The organism is Streptomyces sp. NPDC047982 (assembly GCF_043204165.1).
Lineage (GTDB): Bacteria > Actinomycetota > Actinomycetes > Streptomycetales > Streptomycetaceae > Streptomyces.
Window position 1 is genome coordinate 177,932 of record NZ_JBIDBS010000014.1, and the last position, 21,289, is coordinate 199,220.

A 21,289-nucleotide genomic window follows, 5' to 3' on the forward strand; every position below is an offset into this window, starting at 1 on the left:
CGCTCCCGCCGTACCGGACACGGCCGTCACCGCGCGTCCGCGCCCGCCCCGCTCAGATCGAGCGCCGCGCCTCCAGGGCGGCCCGCCAGGACGGCGGGAGGTTGCGGACGACCTCGATGCCGGAGAAGACGGACGGCTCCTGCGGGCCGACCTCCTTCACCCAGCGCGCCATGCGGCCGATGCCGTCCTCCAGCTCGACGGGGGCCTCGGGGGCGCCGAACACCTTGTGGGCCTTCTCGTGGGTGGCGTAGGCGTCGCGCACCTCGTCGCGTTCGGGAAGGTGGTTGACGCGCAGCTCCACGCCCATCGCCTCGCAGACGGCCGCCGCGATGCGGTTGACGGTGTAGACCCGGTCGCCGCCGACGTTGAAGATCTCGTTGTACGCCTCGGGGACGTGGACCGAGCGGGCGATGGCCGGGGCCACGTCCTTGATGTAGCTGAACGCGCGGGTCTGCTCGCCGTCGCCGAAGACGGTGAACTCCTCGCCGCGCAGCGCCTGGTTCATGAAGATGCCGATGACGTTGCGGTAGCGGTCGCCGATGTTCTGGTACTCGCCGTAGACGTTGTGCGGCCGGAAGATGATGTACGGCAGGCCGAACATGCGCTGGGTGACGTGGAGTTCCTGCTCGACGGAGAACTTCGCGATGCCGTACGGGTCTTCGGGCGCCGGCACGAGGTCCTCCCGCATCGGGAGCTGTCCCGCGCCGTAGACGGCGATCGACGAGGTGAAGACGAAGCACTTGACGGAGCCCGCGTTGACGGCGGCGTTGATCAGGTTGACGCTGCCGACCACGTTGTTCATGTAGTTGAAGCGCTTGATGAAGTGGCTCAGTCCCTCGGCGGCGTACGCGGCGAGGTGGAAGACGTAGTCGACGCGGTGCGCGGCGAACACGGCGTCGACCACCTCGGGGTCGCAGACGCTGCCGTGCCGGAACTCGGCGCCCGCCGGGACGTTGCCGCGCGCGCCGCCGCTGAGGTCGTCGAGGACGATCACCCGGTGGCCCGCGGCGAGGAGTTCGCGCGCCACGTGGGAGCCGATGAACCCGGCGCCGCCGGTGACGAGGGAGACGGGGGCGGTGTCCTGGCCGGTGGTGCTGCCGGTGTTCATACGGATTCCTTCTTCCTGGGGGCGGGGACGGGGTCGCAGTGCGGGGGAGTGCCGGTCGCGGACCGGCCGGTGAGGCCCAGCAGACCGAGTGCGGGGCCGGTCATCACTGTGGTGAGCACGGCCATGACGACCAGGACGGTGAACGCGTTCTGGTTGATGAGCCCGGCGTCGAGCCCGGCCCTGAGCACGACGATCTCGGTGACGCCGCGGGCGTTGAGGAGCACACCGAGCCCGAGCGAGTACCGCCAGGACAGGCCCGCGGTCCGGGCGGTGACGGCGGTTCCGACGAGCTTGCCGGCCACCGCGGTGACGACCGCGACCGCCGCGGCCAGCAGCAGCCCGGCGTGCCCGGTGACCTGGGTGAGGTCGACGGTCATGCCGACGGATATGAAGAACAGGGGCAGCAGCAGCCGGCGGTTGAGGGAGTCGACCCGGACCTGCACGGCGGTCAGGGCGCTGTCCGCGCGGTGCGGCAGCAGCAGACCGGCGAGGAACGCGCCGAAGATGGAGTGGACGCCGATCAGGTCGGTGAGCCGGGCCAGCGAGAACACGAGCAGCAGCAGGAAGACCAGCCGGGCGGCGGCGGGCAGCCCGGCCCGGTCCGACCACCGCTCGACGGCCCGTACCAGAGGACGGCCCAGCAGCAGCACCACGGTCGCCACCGCGACGGCCAGCAGCACCGTGCCCCCGGCGCCCCAGACGCTGCCCGCCCCGGCCACGGCCATGGCGGTGGCCAGCGCCCCCCAGGCGATGACGTCGCAGGCCGCCGCGCAGGTCATCGCCATGGTGCCGAGCGGGTGACGGGACAGACCCGACTCCTGCACGATCCGGGCCAGTACCGGGAACGCGGTGATGCTCATCGCCGTGCCGAGGAAGATCGCGAAGGGCAGGAAGCCCACGTGTCCGGCGGCGAACTCGTGGTACACCAGCCCGGACGACAGCACGCCGAGCACGAACGGGATGATCATGCTGCCCTGGCTGACCGCTCCCACCACGCGCCCGCTGCGGCGGAGCTGGGAGGGGTCGAACTCGGAGCCCACGGAGAACATGAAGAGGATGAGGCCGACCTGGGCGAGCAGCCCGAGGACCGGTTGGGCGGCGTCGGGGAAGAACAGTTCCTTCGAGGCCGGGAGGAACGCCCCCAGGCAGGACGGGCCGAGCAGCAGACCGGCCGCGATCTCGCCGACGACCGGCGGCTGGCCGAGCCTGCGGGCGAGCGCGCCGCCCGCCGCGGCGACGACGGCGACCGCGGTCAGCGCGCCCACCACTCGCAGCAGCGTCTCGCTGGCCTGGGTGGCCTCGCCCGGGGGCGACGCCGTGGTGCCCGCGGGGAGGTCGTCGGGCACGCCGACGCCGAGGCCGAGCACGGCGAAGAGCGCGCCCAGGGCGAGGGCCGAGATCAGCAGGGGGTAGACGATGCCGCGCCAGGCCGGACGGCCGCCCGTCGCGTCGGTGTCCGCCGGGATGCCGTCGACAGGTCTTCCGCCGGCGGGGCTGCGGCTGGTCCGAGGACGATGCATCGGGTGAGCTCCTCAGGTGGTCGGGTCCGCGCGCGGGGCACGGTGGTGACGGGCACGGTGGTGAGGGACGGCGGTCACGGGGCCGGTGCGGCGGCGGACTTCGGGGCGGTCCGCAGCAGGAGACGGGCGGCCAGGACGTGGGCGATCTCCCCGGTCGCGAGCGCGGTGACCGCCCCGAGCGCGCCGAGCGCGGGCACCAGAACCAGCCCGAGCAGGACCGCGCAGAGCAGTCCGGCCACCGAACCGGCCGCGGTGATGCGCAGGGTGCGCGCGGTGGCGTTCTCCAGCAGGTAGTTGAGGCTGCCGACCGCGAAGAACAGCGGGACGCACAGGACGTACAGGAGCAGTACGGCGACCGGTGGCGACACCAGGCCGCTCTGTTCGGCGTGCCGGGTGAGCAGGAGCGCGGCGGGGGTCCACAGGATCCCGGCCACCGCTACCTGCGGCAGCCGCCGGAAGACCCGGCGGTCCAGCCGGGTGTCCGCGACGCTGCGCAGGGTCACCGACACATGCGGCTGGAACAGCCGCAGCAGATAGCCGAAGCCGTTCAGCAGCACGGACGAGGCGAGCACCATCAGGTAGAGATGGCCGCTCTGTTCGTGGTGGCGGGAGGCGCCGAGCAGGGCGAAGAGCAGGCTGAGCGTGCCGGACGCCGCCACGTCGCCGGACGCCATGAGCAGGGAGGTGCCGACCGCGGGCACGGCCACCCGGCGGCGCACCGGCCGGACGGCGGCCCGGTACAGCGCGGGCAGATGGGCCAGGTCGAGCAGGGCGGTCCCGCCGAGGATCCAGCCGACGAAGGCCGTCGGCCCCCAGTCGAGCAGGGCCGTGAGGGCGGTTCCGGCGACGATGATCAGTGACAGAGCCGCGAAGTTGGCGATGTCGGCCCGGTTGCGGCCGAGCGCCCGGCACAGCCCGACGAGGACGGTGTTCAGGCCGAGGAGGGCGGCGTACAGCCCGGCGAGCAGCGCCGTCATCCGGTGGTCGCCGGACGGGACGAACGCCACCGCGCAGCCCAGCCACAGCACGACGGCGCCGGTGAGGGCCAGGGCGCAGGCGAGGAAGACGGTGATCAGCTGGCCGCCGGTGCGGCGGGCCCGGGGCACCAGCTTCAGGGCGGACTTCTCGATGCCGAGCGAGGTGATGGTGGTGAGGACCTGGGCGGTGCCCATGGCCCCGGCGTAGTGGGCGTACGGCCCCTGCCCCCAGCAGGCGAGGAGGGCGGCGTTCGCCCCGACCAGGGCGAGACGGAACGCGGCGCGCCCGGCGAGCAGCGAGGTCAGCAGGCCGACGGTGGGCCGCCGCGATGCGGGGTCCGCTCCCCGGTCCGAGTCCCGGTTCCGGTCCCGCTCCTGGTGCGGCGAGGCGGCCCGGCCCGTCTTCGTCTCTTTCGAGGCGGATCCGTTCGTCCCGCGGTCCGGTGCCGGGGCCGGGGCGGCGGCCGTCATGGTGTGTCGGCCGGCACCGGCCGGGGTGCCACCGCCTCGGAGGTGACGAAGCGGCCCTTGCCGCCCGCCGTGATCTCGATCCGCTCGGCCCGGACGACCCGCAGCGGGAACACGCACTCGGCGACGGTGTGCAGACGCTCGGTCACCCCCGCGCACAGCGCGTCCCAGGCGTCGCCGTCCATGTCCTCGGCCGGGACGACGTCGAGCCGCACCGCGCCCTCGCGGTCCTGGTGGACGGAGCACTCGGCGATGCCGGGGAAGGTCGCCGCCAGGTGCAGGAAGGTGTCCGGGTACAACTGACGGCCGGTGGGCAGCAGGACCGAGTCGTTGACCCGTCCGGCGGTCAGGCGCAGGGTGCGAAAGCGCCGCCCGCACGGGCAGGGCCGGGTCTCGATCCGGCCGACGTCGCCGAGGTCGTAGCGGATCAGCGGCATCGCGCGTTCCATGAACGCGGTCACCACGACCCGGCCCTCGGCACCGTCGGGCAGCGGCCGGTCCTCCTCGTCCAGGATCTCCACCAGGAGGCGGTCCTCCGCGAGGTGGGCCCGGCCGTACCGACAGTCGTACGCGACGTTGAGGACCTCGAACGCCGAGTACTCGTCGCGCACCGGCACCCCGAACTCCTTCTCGAACAGGGCCCGGTGGGCGTCGACGAGGAGTTCGGACTCGGTCATGACCAGCCGCAGCGTGCGGCGAAGGGCGGCCAGTTCGGCCGGGGTCAGGGCCCGGAGCAGGGCCCGCAGGTGCACCGGGTAGCCGATGACGACCTGGGGCCGCTCGGCGAGGAGTTCGGCCTTGATGTCCTCCATGGGCCGGTCGGTGAGCAGGACGTGACGGCGGAACAGTTTGGCCTTCTCGAAGCCGCGCGAGGGCGGCGCGAAGGGCCGGATGTGCGAGAGACGGTCGGTCGGCAGGTACCGGCGGGTCGCCAGGAACCGGCGTACGCACGCGGCCATGTGGTAGTCGTGGCTGTGCTGGTCGTGCACCACGGTCACCCGGCGGCCGGTGGACCCGCTGGTTCGGAACGTGGGCAGGGCGGCGGGGGTCACGCCGTCGGCGAGGAAGTCCTCCAGGGGCCTGGCGCGCAGGACCTCCTTGTTCAGGACCGGGAGCCGGGCCGCCTCGGCGAGGGTGCGCAGCGGCCCGGTGCGGTAGGCCGGGTCGTCGCGGTAGTACGGCACCCGGGCGCGGGCGTGCGCCAGCATCCGGTTGAGCTGGCTCAGCTGGCGCCGGCGCAGCGAGCCCCGGGTGCCGTACTGGCGGGCGTACGTGACGGGCACGTACGCGGCCTCTCGGAGGAACATCGTCGTCGTCTCCTCGTCGTCTGCTCGGCGCGGGCGGTCGTCAGCGGGCCGCGCGGGCCCCGGCGCCGGGGGCCTTGGCGTCGCGGTCCGCGGCGTCGCGGGTCGTGGCGTCGCCCGCCTCGGAGCTGCGAACCTCGGAGCCGGGGCGGTCGGAGCGGCGCAGCAGCCGGGCGACCGGGGTGAACCAGCGGGTGGGCGCGAACAGCACGAACACGACGAGCACGAGGTGGGTGATGATGAACGCGTACGCCTCGTACTTGCTGGCCGGGTGGCCGAGGAAGACCGTCATGTGCGAGGCCCAGGTCCACACCTCGGGAATGGTCTGCCACTGCGGGTCGGTGTGGTCGTTGACGGTGAGGTAGGCGTAGTCCTCGACGCCGGAGAGCATCAGCAGGATCATCGCGTAGGACAGCCGGCGCACCAGGTGGGAGGCGCCGCCCCCGACGCGGAACGAGAAGACGAGGCTCAGTACGACGAACGGCGTCAGCGTCAGGATGTAGTAGTAGAGCTCGGGGTGGTCCTCGGCGACGAAGAAGATCTTCGGCACGAAGTAGATGAAGTAGACGAGGAAGCAGAGCGGTATCGCCAGGTGGAGGTGGATCCTCCTGGCCCATGCCGGGTCGAGCTGGGCGACCGCCTCGGTGGCCAGGATGAAGGGCACCAGCTTGAACAGCAGGATGCCGAGGCTCTTGACCTCGCGGTCGTGCGGCATGACGAACCACACGATGCCCGCGAAGACGCCGGCGAGCACGAAGAGAATGAGGAAGGGCGCGTTGCGCCGGAGGGTGTTCAAGGGGTCTTCTCCGTAAGGAGTTCGGGGTCGGAGCCGGAGCCGGAACCGGGGCCGGAAATGGCGTCGGAGGCGGTGGCGGGCGGGATGCGGGTGGCGGGTGCCGGATCGGGTTCCACGTCGAAGCGCAGCAGGGCGTCGGCGCGGGCGCGCGCCTCGCGGAGTTCGGTGTGGCTGTCGGCGACGAGCAGGAGGTAGCCGAGCTTGTGCCCCGCCTGGGTGTAGCGGTGGACCCGGCCACCGGGGCTCGCGAAGATCTGGAGCTCGGCGGTCTGCGGCAGGGCGCGGACGGCGTCGGCTCCCTCGACGGCGCGCAGGATGCCGTCGGTGTCGCTGGTGAGGATCCGCAGGGCCGTCTTCTTGTTGTGACGTGGCGTCAGGTCGAAGACCTCGCCCAGCGCGAGGCGCAGCGCGGCCTCGTAGGTGTTGATGCCGTAGGCGTGCCCGACCAGGAGCGGCATGCCGTTGCCGCCGAGCCGGGCGCCCATCTCGATGAAGCGGATCTCCTCGGTGTGGTCGTCGACGACGAAGTCGAAGTTGACCGGGCCGTCGACGTGTCCGAGTTCCCCGCAGACGTCCATGATCAGGGAGCGGAGCCGGATCTCGGTGGCGGGCGCCAGTTCGGCCGGCACGGTGTGGCCGGTGGTGATCATCCGGGGGGCGCCGGTGGTGGTGCGTTCGGTCACGGCGACGGTGCCGAGCCTGGCGCCCCGCAGGAACGCCTCGGCGGACAGGTGCCGGCCGAGCAGCATCTCCTCGACGATCACCTGCCCGGAGAAGGAGTAGCGCCGCGCCTCGTCGAGGGCCGCGGGCAGGGCCTCGGGGTCGGCGACGACCTGGACGCCCTTGCTGCCGGAGGAGTCGCTCGGCTTGACGATGACGGGCATCGGCAATTCGGCGGCGGCCCGGCGCAGTTCGGCCGGGTCGTCGGACTGGACGTGCCGGTAGGTGGGCAGACCGAGTCGGGCGAGAACGGAGTGGAAATAGCCCTTGTCGACGGAGGCCCGTACGGCGTCCGGGGCCGGCTGGTGCGGCGTCTTCAGGAGTCTGCTCAGTTCGGCGACCGATTCCTGGGCCGCGTCGCTGGCGGGCGAGACGACCGCCGCGACGTCGAGGTGCCCGACCTCGGCGGCGATCCGCTGCGGATCACGGGTCGTCATGCACAGGAACAGGTCGGCGGCGGCGGCGCCGAGCGCCTCGGGGCGCTGGTCGACGCCGATGACGCCGTAGCCGAGGCGGCGGGCCTCGTGGTAGGCGGGCAACTGGTCCTCGCCCCCGCCGAGCACGAGGATGTGGGGCTTGGTCATGGCAGATTCCCTGTCTGCAGCATCGGTCCGGGTGTCGCCCGGCCGGTGGGCTGGTACTGGTACGCGTAGAGGTCGTCGCGGGGCCGTACGGGGATGTTGGCCTCGCGGATCTGGTAGCGCGGCAGGCCGGCGCTTCCGCGCATGATGCGCACCAGGTAGCGGGCGAGCAGCGCGAGCGCGCCGAGACCGGCGGCGTGCAGGACCACGGACGCGGTGGCGAGGAGGGGCACGCCGCCGTGGCCGAGCGTGAGCGCCGCGGCGGCGGCGGTGGCCGCCGCCGCCGCGACGTAGACGAGGGCGAGCGGCCGGTAGGAGAAGCCGACGAACAGGTCGATCGCGTGCCGGAACAGCTTGCCCAGCGACCACTTGCCCCGGCCCGCGTTCCGGGCGGAGTGCGCGGTCTCCACCGTGGTGTACCGCGCGCCGATCAACGGCAGGGTGGCGATGAAGTACGGGGTGCTGACCTCGCAGTCGGCGACCTTGCGCGCCACCGCGGTGCGCACCACCCGGAACACCGAGGCGTGCACGGGCAGTTCGATGCCGAGGATCCGGGTGGCGATGGCCTGGTGGCCCCGGGTGCCCAGTCGGCGGTACCAGGGGTCCTGGCGGGCTCTGCGGACCGCGAAGACCGCGTCGTAGTCGCCCTCCACGGCCCGCCCCGCCAGCTTGTGGATTTCGGCGGGCGGGGACTGGAGGTCGGCGTCGAGCTGGACCGTCCATTCCTTGGAGGCGTAGGCGAATCCGGCGGTGAAGGCCGATTCGAGGCCGAAGTTGCGGGCGAACGATAGATAGGCGACGCGCGGGTCCGACGCTGCTATTCGCTTGATGATCTCAAGGGTGCGGTCGGTGCTTCCGTCGTCGATGAAGAGGATCTCGGAATCCTCGTACCGGTAGATCTCCTTCTTGATTTCCAGGTATGCCTGCTCTATGCACTCCTCCTCGTTGTAACAGGGCACCATCGCGGTGATCGAAAGTGTGGCAGGCAACCTGGCCATCATTCGCAGCTCTCTTTTCCGTCCTCCCGGAATTTTCTCTTCCTCAGGGTTGTCCCGTAATCCGTGGTGGATCAGCGCGCGGCGTCAGATGTGGTGCGTCGCAAGGCGGAGGGGCGTCCGCATAGCGGATGTATGCGGATGTTCCGACAACGCGGCGAGGTGCCGCGGCTGTCGTCGCGCGCCCGCCAGGGATTACGGGACAGCCCTTTAGTCGAACATCGCCGTCATGGTCTCGTGCGTGGCGGTCTTCGACAGGTCGGCGCGGCTGGCCCAGCAGGTGTTGAGGATGATGCGGGTCTTGTCCGCGTTCAGCGGGACCGTGCGGTGCAGCGTGGTGTCCGAGCGCAGGAAGTACAGGTCGCCCTTGGCGTGCCCGTAGGAGCGGATCGGGTGCTCCTGGAGGTACTCCTCGACGCGCGGGTCCTCCTTGTTCCAGTCCGTGTGCGGGATGGCCTGGAGCATGCCGCCGAACTCCAGGGCCGGCGCCTCGATCAGCCAGATGACCGTGAAGCTGAAGTCGCCCCAGTGCCAGCCGTGGGTGTCACCCTTCTGGTGCTGGCGGGTGATGATGTACTTCTCCTCGTCCCACGGGCAGGCCATCACCTCTTCCTTGGCCAGGCGGGAAAGGAAGCCCTTGAGCGCGGGGGAGTCGTAGACGGCGGGGATGAGCGAGCCGTCCGAGGCGATCGCCTTCTGGCCGACCGTCGACATGTAGCGCGGCGAGTCGCCGGTCTCCTTGAGGCGGATGTCGATGCGCTTCTGGTGGGTGTCGATCAGCTGGTGCGTCTCGTCGGCGACCGCGGCGAAGACCTCCTCGGAGACCAGGCCGGGAAGCTTGACGTAGCCCTCGCGCCGGAAGTGCTGGGAGAGCTTGAGGACTTCGTGGTCGCTGCTGAAGCGTTCCGTGATGTTCTTCGCGATCAGCTCTTCCACATTGGCCGCGGTGATGGCGTTCTGCGACATGGGGGTACGACTCCTTACGCATTGCGGCTGCCGGAATTCACGGTTCGGGTTTCCCCGCGCTCCCCGTGCCCGGTCGCTGTTGACGGCTCGATTCTGCTGGGCGGCCCGCCGACGTCGGTAGTGTCCCGTTCACCGATTTCGGGTGAACAACCTCTGCCGACCGCCCCGCATGAGGAACACACATGGCATGTGAGAACCTCACGCCGGGGCAGCGGATGAGAAACACACGCTTGCGGTGACCGGTCCGTTCCTGTCACATTCCAATGCGCCCCGGGGATGATCCTGCAATTCCTGTACGGGTATGCCATGCGATTCCAGGGACGTGATTCCGGGGGACGCGATTCCAGGGAGGGAATGAGAATGGCCAGGACGGCTGTAGTGGCGGGCGGGGCGGGGTTCCTCGGCTCGCACCTGTGCGAGCGGCTGCTCGCGGACGGCTGGGGCGTCGTCTGTGTCGACAACTTCAGCACCGGCGATCCGCAGAACGTGGCCCACTTGGCCGACGAGGGCGGATTCCGGCTCATCGAGGCCGATGTCTGCGAGGGGCCGCTCGCCCTCGAGGGCGAGGTCACGGCCGTACTGAACCTCGCCTCGCCCGCTTCCCCCGTCGACTACCTCGAACTGCCGCTGGAGACCCTGCGGGTGGGGTCCGAGGGCACCCGTCATCTGCTGGACCTCGCCCGGGAGAAGGCCGCCCGGTTCGTGCTCGCCTCCACGTCGGAGACGTACGGCGACCCGCTGGTGCACCCGCAGCCCGAGAGCTACTGGGGTAACGTCAACCCGGTCGGGCCGCGTTCCGTGTACGACGAGGCGAAGCGGTACGCCGAGGCGCTGACCATGGCCTACCGGCGCACGCACGGCGTCGACACCGGCATCGTCCGCATCTTCAACACGTACGGCCCCCGCATGCGCCCCCACGACGGCCGTGCCGTGCCGACGTTCATCCGGCAGGCGCTCGCCGGGGAGCCGATCACGGTGGCCGGCGACGGGTCGCAGACCCGGTCGCTGTGCTACGTCTCCGATCTGGTCGACGGCCTGGTGCGGATGGCCGGGCACACGCTGGCCGGTCCGGTCAACCTCGGCAACCAGGAGGAGATCTCGGTGCTCCGGCTCGCCGAGTGGATCCGCGAACTCACCGCGTCCCGGTCCGCCATCGTGCGGGTGCCGCGGCCGGTGGACGACCCGTCGGTCCGCCGCCCGGACACCACCCGGGCCGGCGAGGACCTCGACTGGCGGCCGCGGTTCAGCACCGCGCGGGGCCTGGCGGAGACCGTCGCGTGGTTCCGGGACGGCCCCCGGGGTGAGCGGGGGGCCCTGCAACTGACGGGTGCAGAGGATTTGTAGGCACGACCGGCATCCTGGTCGAGCAGTTGTGCGACGAGAGGGATCGCCGTGTCGGCCCTGGCCAGTTTCTCGAAGGTCCCGTCCGGCCGGGGGTGCCCGGAGGCCGGTCGGGGGTGCCCGGGGGCTCACGGGTGCCGTGAGTTCCGTCGGGAGTGGCCGGGCGCTCAAGGGTGCCGTGGGGAGTGTTCGTCGTCCTGCCGGGGCCGTGCGCCGTCCTGCCGGGGACGCCCTGAGCCCGGTCGGGGACCTTCGCCGTCCGGTCGGGGACCTTCGCCGTCCTCCAGAGAGTGTCCGTCGTCCTGCCGGGAGTGCCCGGCGTGCCGTGCGGGGTGTCCGGTGTCCTGTCGGCGCCGGGGGCCGGACGGCGCACCGCACTGGACATCAGGCGGTGCGCCGCGTCCGGGGCCCGGCGCCGATCCACGAGAACTGCTCGGGCGGGCTTCAGACGCAGAGCCAGCCCCGGCCGGCGGCGAGGACGCCCGCCTCGAACCGGCTGCGGGCGCCCAGCCGCTGCATCAGGTCGGCCGTGATGCGCCGGGTCGTGCGCACCGACACCCCCAGCTGACGGGCGATCGCGTCGTCCGTCATGCCCTGGCCGAGCAGTTCGAGCACCGCCCGCTCCGGTGGCTTCAGCGGGTCCTCGCCGGTACGGGACGCGGTCTCGCCCAGCGGGCACGCCTGCTGCCAGGTGTGTTCGAAGAAGGCCAACAGCGCGGCCACGGCGCCGGTGCCGTGCAGAACCAGGGCGCCCAGATCCGCGGCGGTCGGGTCCACCGGGACGATCGCCGTGCCTCGGTCGTAGATGAGCATCCGCGACGGCAGCCGAGGCACGGCCCGCACGTGACCGCCGCGCTCCCCGAGCCAGTTCACGTACTCCCGGGTGGCCGGCGAGTTCGTGGCGCTGTCGAGGAACACGTACCGCAGTTGGACGCCCCGGTCGATGGCCGCCTGGTCGAGCGGCCGGGCGGCGTCCAGGCTCTCCGCGCTCTGCGCACCGCCCGGTACGAACGCCGCCACCTCGGTGGTGCAGGTGCTCGCGAGGTGCTCGATCTTGGACTGGATCTGGTCCATCGTCCAGAGCTTCTGCACCTCGTTGACCGTCTGGCCGCCCGAGGCGCGAATATCGGCCAGCATCCGGGTCATGGCGAGGCGGCTCGCGCTGATCTGACGCTGGCGCTCGAGAACCTCTTCCTCCTGGCTCATCAGGAGTGCGGTCAGTCCCAGTTCGGGGTCGACGGGCCGTCCCGGGCCGCCGTCCGCCGACGGACGTACGAGCGAGAGCGCGGCCAGCCGGTCCAGCGCTGCACGAAAGCGGCTCTCCGTCCAGCCCAATTGACTCGCGAGACCGGAAACACCCCCTGTCCCGCCGGCGAGCATCGCGCGGTACACCGCTTCCTCGTCCGGCCCGAGGCCCAGTTGACGCAGCATCTATCCCTCCCCCAAAGGCAGAAGCCCCACAGCCCGCACGCGACGACCACCTGGGTGGCGGGCGCGGCCGATGTGAGCCAACACTTTATTCGATGGCCGAAAGTTCACATCAGTTCCACGGAATCGGCTACAGCAAGTGGAAGGCGGCCGTCATGTACGTCGTGAACCTTCATCCCGATCCGGCCCACGGACGCTGGACCGGGGACGTCGGCGTGGCGCTGTGGGAGGCGGCCCGTCCTGGCCACGGGGTGGAGCACATCTACGCCGCGCCATCGCCCTCGGGGGCCGCGGTGCTCTTCCTGTGCCAGCCGACCCTGGCCGACGCCGAACGCGCCGCCGACGAGGTCCTGGCGCGGTGTCCGGCGCGCTTCACGAGGGGGTCGGTCGTGCCGCTGACGATGCTGATGGAGCTGCTCGCCCATGGGAACGGCCACGGGTGACGAGCCGTCGCCATGAGCGGGTACCGCACCGCGGCGCCGCCCGCGACCTTGTCCGCGTCCTGCCATTGCAGCTCCCTGACAGAAGTGAACCCTGTGCAAAGTTCTGGCCAGTGCGCAGAGTTGTTACCACCGGTCAGGACGGCTCGCCAGAACGGCGAAGCCTCATGGCAGATCTTCGTGCGACCACACGAGGCCCGCCCGTACCGGTAAAGGGGAGACCACCGCATGCGACCGGACCCGGACACGTGCGTACATCAGGGGGACACGATGCACCTTTCGTACGGCACCACACGCCCATGTGCACTCATCGCCAAGACCCTGGGCCATCACCTCCACGCGTACCGCGCGGGGCAGTCCGGCAACATCTGGGGTCCGTGACCCCGTGGCCGCGAAGCAGACCCCGTACACGGACATGACGCGGGCCCGGCGCGCGGACGAGGCCCGGGCCGTACGCCCGGACACGACGGAAACGCCGTGCCGGGACATGGCGCGGACCTCGCACCAGGACGCGGCGACCCGCCCGCACGCGGACACGGCACGGACCTCGCATCCGGACATGGCTCGGGTCGCGCGGCCGGACGCGGCGGAAACCTTGCACCTGAATCTGCTCGGACCGGTGGAGGCCCATCGCGACGGCGCCCACCTCAACCTCGGCGGGGCCAAACCCCGCACGGTCCTGGCGGCCCTGCTGATGGCACCCGGCCGGGTCGTCGCCGACTCCGAACTCTCCGCGCTGCTGTGGGGTGACCGCCCGCCCGCCACCTGCACCGCCCAGATCCACACGTACGCCTCCCGGGTGCGCCGACTGCTCGGCTCCGGCATCGGCGTGGAGCGCCGCCGCCCGGGCTACCTCATCCGGCTGCCCGAGCACGGTGTCCATGTCGACCTGCTCGCCTTCGAGGAGCGGGCGGCGCGCGGTGCCGCCGCGCTCGCCGCGGGCGATGCGCGGACCGCGGCCGACACCCTGCGCGACGCCCTCGCCTGCTGGCGGGGCGAGGCGCTGGGCGGAGTCTGCGACCCGCTCGTCGTCGCGGGGCGCGACCGGTTGGAGGAGGAGCGCCTGGTCGCCCTCGAACGGCGTATGGACGCCGACCTGGAGCTGGGGCGGCACTGCGAGCTGATCCCCGAACTCATCGCCGAGATCGCCTCCCACCCGCTGCGCGAGGGGCTGCGCGCGAAGCTGATGACCGCGCTGTACCGGGCGGGCCGGCAGGCCGACGCGCTCGCCGCCTACCGGGCCGCCCGCGCCACGCTCGCCGAGGAGCTGGGACTGGACCCCTGCGCCGAACTCCAGCGGCTGCATCAGGCACTGCTCACCGGCCACCCGTCCCTGCTCCAGCCGCGCCCCGCGCGCACCCTCGCGCCCGCCTCCACCGCTGCCGTACCGACCGCCACCGCACCGGTCACCGCTGCCGCCCCGACCGCCACCGCCCCCACCTCCGTTTCGCTTCCCGTCCCCACCTCCGTTCCTCTTTCCGTGCCCGCCGAACTGCCGCCCGCGCCCGTTGGCTTCACCGGCCGCGACCAGGAGGTGCTGCGGCTGAGCACGGCCCTGAGCGACCACCGTCCGCGCGGCGGCGAACCGGCCGTGCACGCCGTGACCGGCATGATCGGCGTCGGCAAGACGGCCGTGGTGCTCCGGATCGCGCACCGGGTCCGGGACCGCTACCCGGACGGACAGGTCCACCTCGACCTCCGCGGCTCCGGCCCGGACCCGCTCGACCCGGCGGACGCGCTCGCCGAACTGCTGCGGCTGCTGGGCGCGGACCCCGACCGGCTTCCGGCCGGCGCGGACGACCGGGTACGGGCCTACCGCACCCGGATCGCGGACCGGCGGCTGCTGCTCGTCCTCGACGACGCCGCCGACGAGCGCCAACTGCGCCCGCTGCTGCCGGTGACCGAAGGCTGCGCGGCCCTGATCACGAGCCGGTGCGCGCTGCCCGCCCTCGACGGTGTGGGCCGGACCGCACTGCGCCCGCTGCCCGCGGCGGACGCGCGCGGGCTGTTCGACGCGCTGGTGGGCCGGGCCCGCACCGCCGCGGAACCCCGCGCGGCCGATGCCGTCGTCGAGGCGTGCTCCGGGCTGCCGCTTGCGCTGCGCATCGCCGGTCTGCGGGCCGCCGCCCGGCCGCTGCGACCGCTGGCGACGCTCGCGCGGCGGCTGACCGTACCGCATCGGGTCCTGGACGAACTCACCCTGGGGGATCTGTCGTTGCGGGAGAGCCTGATGGGCGGGTACCGCAGACTCGACCCGCCGGGCCGGCGTTCCCTGCGGTTCTTGTCGGCGCTCGGCCCCCACCCCGTGCCACCGGAGACCGCCGCCCGCGCGCTCGGCATCGGGCCCGACCGGGCCGAGGACCTGCTCGACGGGCTCGCCGACGCGCACTGGACCGAGCGGGTCGCCCTCGGCGGCGGCCCCGGCCACCGGCTGCATCCGCTGGTCCGGCTGTTCGCCGGGGAATTGCTGGCCCGCGAGGAGGGCGGCGTCCCGCTGCCCCTGCCCCTGCCGGTACGGTCCGGCGTCGACGACCTGCTTCCCCTGCCGGTACGGTCCGGCGTCGACGTCCCGCTTCCCCTGCCGGTACGGTCCGGCGCCGGCGTCCCGCTTCCCCTGCCGGTACGGTCCGGCGCCGGCGTCCCGCTGTCGCCGCCCGTGCGACCCGCGGTGGGACCCGCACCGCCGGTAGCGGCGGCAGCCGGGCCCGTGCTGCCGGTGCGACCTGCGGCCGGCCCCGTACTGCCGGTGCGGCGGTCCGCCGTCGGCGTCCCGCTCCCGCTGTCACTGGGACCGGCCCCGGCCCGCACCTGCGGCGGTCCGCCGCACTGACCCGTACCGCCACGGGGGACGCCGAGCCGCACCGTTCGTGCGAGCGGCCCCACGCCGCCCACGCCGACCCATGCCGCGCAACGCCGCCCCCACGCCGGCCCGTACCGCCCCGAGCCGGCCATGAGGGCCGCCGCCCGCCACGCACCGCTCGTACGACTCGCCCCGTGGCACACCGCCGCCGGATCTCACCTGGCGGCCCCGACGGAGATGAGGCACAGTCCGCACATGCCCGCACCTCATGGATTCAGTTACGAGACCCGCGCCGACGGCACGGTCGTCATCACACACCGTGGCCGCAAGGCCACCACCCTGCGCGGCCCTCGCGCCGCGCAGTTCGTCGCCGAGGTCGAATCCGGCGACGAACAGGCCGTCATGGCCCGCTGGACCGGCTCCTACAAGTTCGGCAACGAACGCACCGCCCGCAACCATCCGAGAAACCAACGGCGCCGTGGCTGACACGCGCGCCGCCCGAAGGACACCTGCCATCGATGACTGACAACACCACGCCCCTCTCTCCCGCACCCCGCCGGATCGCCGTGTTCGGCGCGGGCTACATCGGCCTGGTGACCGGGGCCTGCTTCGCAGAGCTCGGTCACCGGGTGGTGGTCCGCGACATCCAGCCGGAGCGGATCGACCTGCTGCGCTCCGGAGACGTCCCGTTCTTCGAACCCGGCCTCGGCGACCTGATCATCCGGAACAAGGAGCGGCTGTCGTTCACCCTCGACGCGGACGAGGCCGTACGGGAGGCCGAAGCGGTGTTCGTCTGCGTCGACACCCCGCCCACGGCATCCGGCGACGCCGATCTCTCCCGGGTATGGGCCGTCGTCGAGGCGCTGAAGAACACGGCGTCGCACCTGGCCGGCACCGCGTCGCACCTGGCCGCGGTCGTGGTGAAGAGCACGGTGCCGGTCGGCACCGGCAGCCGCGTACGGGCCGCTCTCGACGAAGCGGGCCTGAGCGGCGTCGGCTACGCCTCGAACCCCGAGTTCACCGCCGAGGGAAGCGCGGTCGCCGACTTCCTGCACCCCGACCGCGTGGTGATCGGAGCCTTCGACGAGGCCACCGCCCACTGGGTGGAAGGGCTCTACGCGGGCATCGACGGGCCGGTCGACATCATGGACGTCGCGTCCGCCGAGATGGTGAAGCTCGCGTCCAACGCGCTGCTCGCCACGAAGATCACTTTCATCAACGAGATCGCGACCGTGTGCGAGGCCACCGGAGCGGACATCACGCAGGTGGCCCGCGCGGTCGGCCGGGACCACCGGCTCGGGCCTCACTTCCTCAACGCCGGTCTCGGCTACGGGGGTTCGTGCTTCCCGAAGGACTCCCGGGCGCTGCGGGCGATGGCCAGCAACTCCGGCTATCCCTTCCAGCTCCTCAATGCCGTCATCGAGGTCAACGAGCTCCAGCCCCGGCGCGCCATCCAGCGCCTGAAGTCCGAACTGGGCGGCCTGCGGGGGCGCCGCGTAGCCCTCCTCGGCCTGACGTTCAAGCCCGGTACGGACGACATGCGCGAGGCCCCCAGCACCGTCATCGCCTCCCGCCTCCTGGCCGAGGGTGCCGAGGTGACCTGCTGGGACCCGATGGCACGCCCCGCCGAGGCCGAGCCGTGGTCCTCGACGACCCGTCACCAGGACGTGCCGGAAGCCGTATCGGACGCCGACGCGGCCGTACTCGTCACCGAATGGCCCGAACTGGCCGATGTCGACTGGCATGCCGCGGCCCGCCGCATGCGCAACCCGCTGATCCTCGACGGCCGCAACCTGCTGGACCCCGAGGCGCTGCTGGACGCGGGCTTCACGTACATGAGCGTGGGCCGGGCGACGCGGGTCCCTCCGAGCGACCGGTGACCGGGCGACCGGCGGCCGGTGTGGCTGCTGTCAGGAGCGGGCGACGGATGGCCGAGCGCCGCGCTGCGGGAGCGCCTCGCCGCCACCGCGGGCGGGCGGCCGTCCGGCCGGTCGTCGTCGCGTCCGGCGTGGTCCTGGCCGTGGTGGCGGCGGGTTTCGTACGGCGGCGGGGGTGAGCGTCCCCGCAGGCACGCCGCCCCCGCGCCTGCGGGACGCTCTCGGTTCTGCCGCCGCGTTCCCCGCGTCGGTTCAGCCGCGCCCGGTCCGCCCCCTGCGCGGGGAGAGGAACCGCGCAGCCCTGCTCAGCGGCCCGCCGTCCCGCCGCTGGGGGCGGGGGACGCTTTCCGTGCCACGGGCGGGCATATGGACCACCGCCTCCGGTGGCACGCCCGCGTCGATCACGGCCAGCCGGGCCGGTGTGAGCCGCTTGTACAGCGTGGGCTCGACCGGGATCCGGAACCCGTCGAGCCCCACGAGGTGGCGGCCGCCGTCCTGGTAGGCGAGCAGCATCGCGCACGCGTCGTACCGCACCACGATCGAGCCGGTGGGGGTGGTCATCGACACCGCCTCGGGGGACACCGTCAGCACGACGGAATCGTCCTCCAGGGAACGGTGCCTGCTGCCCGCGCCCGTCTCGACCGGGTCGGACCACTGGGGCGCCTCGGCAAACCCGGCCCAGTCGAGGCCCCGGCCGGGGACCTGGAACAGCGCTGTGGAGTGGAGTTCGCGGGCGACCTCGCGCAGGTCGTCCACGGTGACGGCGTCGAGCTCGGCCAGATGCTCCGCCACGGTGAGGTTGGGGTGCCCGGTCAGCAGATTCAGGGCGTACGCCGGCAGCCTGGAGGCCGCCACGTCCGGTCCCTGGAAGTGCTTGCGGAACTTGGCGCGCGCCGCGTCGAGTTCGGCCTGATCGATGGTGCCCGCCCGCAGCCGGGCCACCACGTCGACGAACCCGCCGACCACCGCGTCCTGCTTCATGGGCAGCGCGTCCGCGAAGGCGGTGATGGTCGCGAACTCGGCGTCGCGCGGGCGGTATCCGGCCTCGGCGGTGTACGAGTACCCGCCCTTCTGCCGCAGGTCCGCGTAGAGCGCGCGGCTGAACACCTCGGCGAACAGCGTGGCCGCCGTGGAACGCCGGACGATGCCGTCCATGACGACGCCGCCACTGCCACCCCTGGTGTACGCGGGGGCGACGGGGAGCGCCGAGGACAGGGTGGGCAGCGGCTGCGGCGCGCCCGCCGGGAGCGTGAGATCGAGGCCGTCGGGCACGGTGTCGGAGGTGATCCACAGCACGGCGTTGTCCCGCGTGAAGCGGGTGCGCGCCCAGTCGAGCACGGCCTCGGCGGTCAGGTGCCAGGTGCCGAACTCGGCGTAACTGGTGAGCCCGTACCCCTGGGCTCCGTAACGCCACATCGGGAGCTGGTGGTCGGGGCCGACGCTGCGGCCCGCCGCCTCGGTGCGCAGGATCTCGCGTTCCGTCTCCAGCCGTTCCACCGGCAGATCGCGCAGGGCCGCGCAGACCCCGTTGAGGTGAGTGGTGACCTCCTCGGGGGTGCCGGTGACGTGGAACAGCGTGTACGTGGCGGCGGTGGCGCCGTTGTAGTGCAGGTCGGACAGGCCCAGGCTGTGCAGGGCGAGATGTTCGACGAGGTGGGTGACACCGGCCGTGGCGAGGGTTTCGTCGGCGACCCCGACGCGGAAGAACAGGCCGGCGGTGAAGGTCTCGTCGGACGCCGGGGCGAGCACCGTACGGATGCCGTCCACCTCGGTCTCACGAATCCACGACTCGTCACCCGTGCCCGTTCCCGTGCCGCTGCCGACAGTCGTGTCGGCGGTGGTTTCCTGGGACATCGACTCAGCCCTTCGCCAGTGCGGTCTTGCGGTGCTTGAGGAACTGGATCCCCTTGTCGCCGGTGTACTCCCAGGGCAACTCGGTGGCCTTGTCGCCGAGGGTGCGGAAGAACGGCGCGGCCTCGCGGTGGTGTCCGCCCAGGCACAGCGCCCCGGCGAAGTCGTTGTGATCCCCGACCCAGTGGAAACCGGGCCGGTAGTCGGGGTGCCCCACGGAGCGGGCGGCGGCGGCCAGGATGTCGTCCCGGACCGCGGTCGGGCGCAGATAGTCGCTGTGGCCGTAGTTTGTGTCGCCCAGCCAGCGTTCCAGATGGAACTGCGCGACGAGCCGCCCCGCATGGCTTCCGGGAGGCGCCGAGTCCAGACAGGCGCGGGCGAACGCCTCCGCCTCCCCCCAACTGCCGCCCCACTTGGGGCACAGGTGCTGGAGCAGCTGCATCTGCCCGGATATGTGGTGCGGGTGGTGCTCGGCCAGCCGCTCGTACCGCCGCCGTGCCTCGCCCTGCCCGAGCTCCAGCCCCCGGGCGGTGGTCAGCCGGGTCGCCCAGGCCAGCGCGTACGTGGGGTGCTCGGCGCACACGTCGATGAGCAGCCGTTCCGCGCGCCGCAGCCACTCGTGGAACTCCTCGAACCGCTTGCGCGACACGTGCTTGGCCCGGTAGGCGCCGCGAATGCCCCAGCCGACGCCGATGTACCGGATGGCCAGCAGCGTCCGGGCCAGGGCGGAACTCGGACGCTCGGCGACGATCCGTTCCAGGAAGCGTTCGGCGAGCCCGAGGTGGCGGAAGATCTCGGCGGCCACGGCCCGGTCGTCCTCGTGGTCGAGGAAGTCGAAGTACGCCTCGACGGAGGCCCAGTCGTGCTCGTGCACGGCGGCCCGGAGATCGGCGAGCGAGGGAATGATCACGCACGGGTCGAACTGCGCGCGTATCGGGGGAGCGGTGGAAGACATGACAGACCTCAAAGCGGACGCGACCGACTGCCGCACGGGCCCGGGCTCCGGGCGCGCACGAACGTGCGGGTGGGACGGGAGGAGAGGGGGAGCGGTCGAGCGAACGCGTGTGCGTGGGGTGCACGCGAAGACCATGGAGATTAGCACCTGGCATTGACGACGAAACAGCGACTATTCCCGGGCCGGAACATGTCGGCATGTAGTCGACGCGCGGGGCATGGGAGCCCCGACCGCCCCCTGGTCGTCACCTTCCCGCGAGCGCGAGGTCGGCCCAGACGGTCTTGCGCGGGAACGGCCCCACCCGTACACCCCAATCGGCCGACAGCGCCTCGACGATCAACAGCCCCCGGCCCGCAACGGATTCGCCGTCACGCTCCGGCACCCGGGGCATCGCGTCCCCACGGACATCGGTGACCTCGATACGGAGCGTGTCCCCGCCGACGGTCAGCGAGATGCGGAAGTCCCTGCCCGGTACGTGACCGTGCAGCGCGGCGTTCGACGCCAACTCGGCGACGACCAGCCCGGCGTCTTCCAGCGGCAACCCCCAGGAACGGAGCTGTTCGGTCGCGAGAAGCCGGGCGAGCCGGGCGCCCCGACGGGTGGCGGAGAGCTGCACGGCGAACTTGCCGTGCCGTACACGCGGTTGGGTGATTTCTCGATTCACGTCACTCAGCGTGGCCGAAGCTGCCTACGCTGAAAAGCGATGACATGGGTACGGACGGTGACTGTCCAGCGGCGGTACGGGGCTGTCCATCCAGTACGGCGCCGGGCGCGGAACCGCGCGGGCGCGGAACGAAGGCGGGGTGTCGTATGACGGACGAGGGCAGGGACAGCGGCGGCATCGAGGACCTGGGGTTTCTCGCGACGGACGGGACGGACGACGCCGACCTGTGCGTCGACCTGGAGGACGACTCGGGCGCGGTGGTCGCGGCGGTGGGCCGGCAGATCCGCCTCTGGCGGGAGTCGGCGGGCCTGCGGGCGAAGGACCTGGGCGACGCGATCGGCTACCGGGTTTGTTCGCAGTGCACCGGGCTTCAGTCCGGTGGTGAAGCGAATCTGAGAACTGTTCTGAGCTCAGCTGTGTGCATGGGTCTGCACTGTTGGCCTCAGCCCGGGTCAGAGCGGCCGGTTCTGCTGCTCGATGTACTGCTTGACGGTGCTG

General features: G+C 72.1%; 17 protein-coding genes and 1 pseudogene. 6 read left to right on the forward strand and 12 right to left on the reverse strand.

From position 1 onward, the window contains the following. Nucleotides 1-52 precede the first annotated feature (52 nt). From ACGF2V_RS19185 to ACGF2V_RS19220, 8 genes are all read right to left on the reverse strand, one after another. Nucleotides 53-1,108: an NAD-dependent epimerase/dehydratase family protein gene (locus ACGF2V_RS19185; RefSeq protein ID WP_362619278.1), complete on the reverse strand. Its 1,056-nt coding sequence runs from the start codon at nt 1,106-1,108 to the stop codon at nt 53-55. Then, nucleotides 1,105-2,628 (reverse strand): cation:proton antiporter, encoded by a 1,524-nt coding sequence (locus ACGF2V_RS19190; RefSeq protein WP_362707115.1) that lies wholly within the window; start codon nt 2,626-2,628, stop codon nt 1,105-1,107. The genes ACGF2V_RS19185 and ACGF2V_RS19190 overlap by 4 nt, the downstream gene beginning before the upstream one ends. Before the next feature lie 74 nt (nt 2,629-2,702). Then, complete coding sequence (locus tag ACGF2V_RS19195; RefSeq protein ID WP_362619284.1) at nt 2,703-4,076, reverse strand: hypothetical protein; 1,374 nt, start codon at nt 4,074-4,076, stop codon at nt 2,703-2,705. Then, nucleotides 4,073-5,380, reverse strand: a complete 1,308-nt coding sequence (locus tag ACGF2V_RS19200; RefSeq protein ID WP_362619287.1) for a phenylacetate--CoA ligase family protein — start codon at nt 5,378-5,380, stop codon at nt 4,073-4,075. The genes ACGF2V_RS19195 and ACGF2V_RS19200 overlap by 4 nt, the downstream gene beginning before the upstream one ends. A 40-nt stretch (nt 5,381-5,420) precedes the next feature. After that, the gene (locus ACGF2V_RS19205; RefSeq protein WP_362707112.1) at nt 5,421-6,173 is read right to left on the reverse strand and encodes a hypothetical protein; all 753 of its coding nucleotides are present in this window, start codon (nt 6,171-6,173) and stop codon (nt 5,421-5,423) included. Beyond that, nucleotides 6,170-7,477: an ATP-grasp domain-containing protein gene (locus tag ACGF2V_RS19210; protein WP_362619292.1), complete on the reverse strand. Its 1,308-nt coding sequence runs from the start codon at nt 7,475-7,477 to the stop codon at nt 6,170-6,172. The genes ACGF2V_RS19205 and ACGF2V_RS19210 overlap by 4 nt, the downstream gene beginning before the upstream one ends. After that, nucleotides 7,474-8,472, reverse strand: a complete 999-nt coding sequence (locus tag ACGF2V_RS19215) for a glycosyltransferase family 2 protein (RefSeq protein WP_362619345.1) — start codon at nt 8,470-8,472, stop codon at nt 7,474-7,476. The genes ACGF2V_RS19210 and ACGF2V_RS19215 overlap by 4 nt, the downstream gene beginning before the upstream one ends. Nucleotides 8,473-8,679: 207 nt before the next feature. After that, nucleotides 8,680-9,435, reverse strand: a complete 756-nt coding sequence (locus ACGF2V_RS19220) for an ArpA protein (RefSeq protein WP_362619294.1) — start codon at nt 9,433-9,435, stop codon at nt 8,680-8,682. Between the two features lie 360 nt (nt 9,436-9,795). On the opposite strand from ACGF2V_RS19220, the gene ACGF2V_RS19225 reads away from it, so the two are divergent. After that, entirely contained in the window at nt 9,796-10,779 is a 984-nt protein-coding gene (locus ACGF2V_RS19225; protein ID WP_362619297.1) for a UDP-glucuronic acid decarboxylase family protein, read from the forward strand. A gap of 441 nt (nt 10,780-11,220) precedes the next feature. On the opposite strand, the gene ACGF2V_RS19230 is transcribed toward ACGF2V_RS19225, so the two are convergent. Further along, nucleotides 11,221-12,207 carry a LuxR C-terminal-related transcriptional regulator gene (locus tag ACGF2V_RS19230; protein ID WP_362619299.1) on the reverse strand — a complete coding sequence of 329 codons (987 nt, stop codon included), beginning with the start codon at nt 12,205-12,207 and terminating at the stop codon, nt 11,221-11,223. Between the two features lie 92 nt (nt 12,208-12,299). Here ACGF2V_RS19230 and ACGF2V_RS19235 point away from each other — a divergent pair, with 92 nt between their 5' ends. The 4 genes from ACGF2V_RS19235 (at nt 12,300) to ACGF2V_RS19250 (ending at nt 17,324) form a co-directional block, all read left to right on the forward strand. Next, nucleotides 12,300-12,647: a hypothetical protein gene (locus tag ACGF2V_RS19235; RefSeq protein ID WP_362619301.1), complete on the forward strand. Its 348-nt coding sequence runs from the start codon at nt 12,300-12,302 to the stop codon at nt 12,645-12,647. Nucleotides 12,648-13,029: 382 nt separating this feature from the next. Continuing rightward, nucleotides 13,030-15,474, forward strand: a complete 2,445-nt coding sequence (locus ACGF2V_RS19240) for a BTAD domain-containing putative transcriptional regulator (protein WP_362707109.1) — start codon at nt 13,030-13,032, stop codon at nt 15,472-15,474. A gap of 225 nt (nt 15,475-15,699) precedes the next feature. Next, nucleotides 15,700-15,930, forward strand: a complete 231-nt coding sequence (locus ACGF2V_RS19245) for a hypothetical protein (protein ID WP_362619306.1) — start codon at nt 15,700-15,702, stop codon at nt 15,928-15,930. 32 nt (nt 15,931-15,962) lie between these two features. Beyond that, nucleotides 15,963-17,324, forward strand: a complete 1,362-nt coding sequence (locus tag ACGF2V_RS19250) for a UDP-glucose/GDP-mannose dehydrogenase family protein (protein ID WP_362707106.1) — start codon at nt 15,963-15,965, stop codon at nt 17,322-17,324. A gap of 249 nt (nt 17,325-17,573) precedes the next feature. On the opposite strand, the gene ACGF2V_RS19255 is transcribed toward ACGF2V_RS19250, so the two are convergent. The 3 genes from ACGF2V_RS19255 to ACGF2V_RS19265 form a co-directional block, all read right to left on the reverse strand. Then, entirely contained in the window at nt 17,574-19,175 is a 1,602-nt protein-coding gene (locus tag ACGF2V_RS19255) for an insulinase family protein (protein ID WP_362707104.1), read from the reverse strand. A gap of 4 nt (nt 19,176-19,179) precedes the next feature. Further along, nucleotides 19,180-20,127: a hypothetical protein gene (locus ACGF2V_RS19260; protein ID WP_362619314.1), complete on the reverse strand. Its 948-nt coding sequence runs from the start codon at nt 20,125-20,127 to the stop codon at nt 19,180-19,182. A 244-nt stretch (nt 20,128-20,371) separates the two neighbouring features. Beyond that, nucleotides 20,372-20,791, reverse strand: coding sequence for an ATP-binding protein (locus tag ACGF2V_RS19265; protein ID WP_362707101.1), 420 nt, complete (start codon nt 20,789-20,791; stop codon nt 20,372-20,374). A 146-nt stretch (nt 20,792-20,937) separates the two neighbouring features. Between ACGF2V_RS19265 and ACGF2V_RS19270 the strand changes: the two are divergent. After that, nucleotides 20,938-21,289 (forward strand): annotated as a pseudogene (locus ACGF2V_RS19270) (hypothetical protein); the annotation flags it as partial.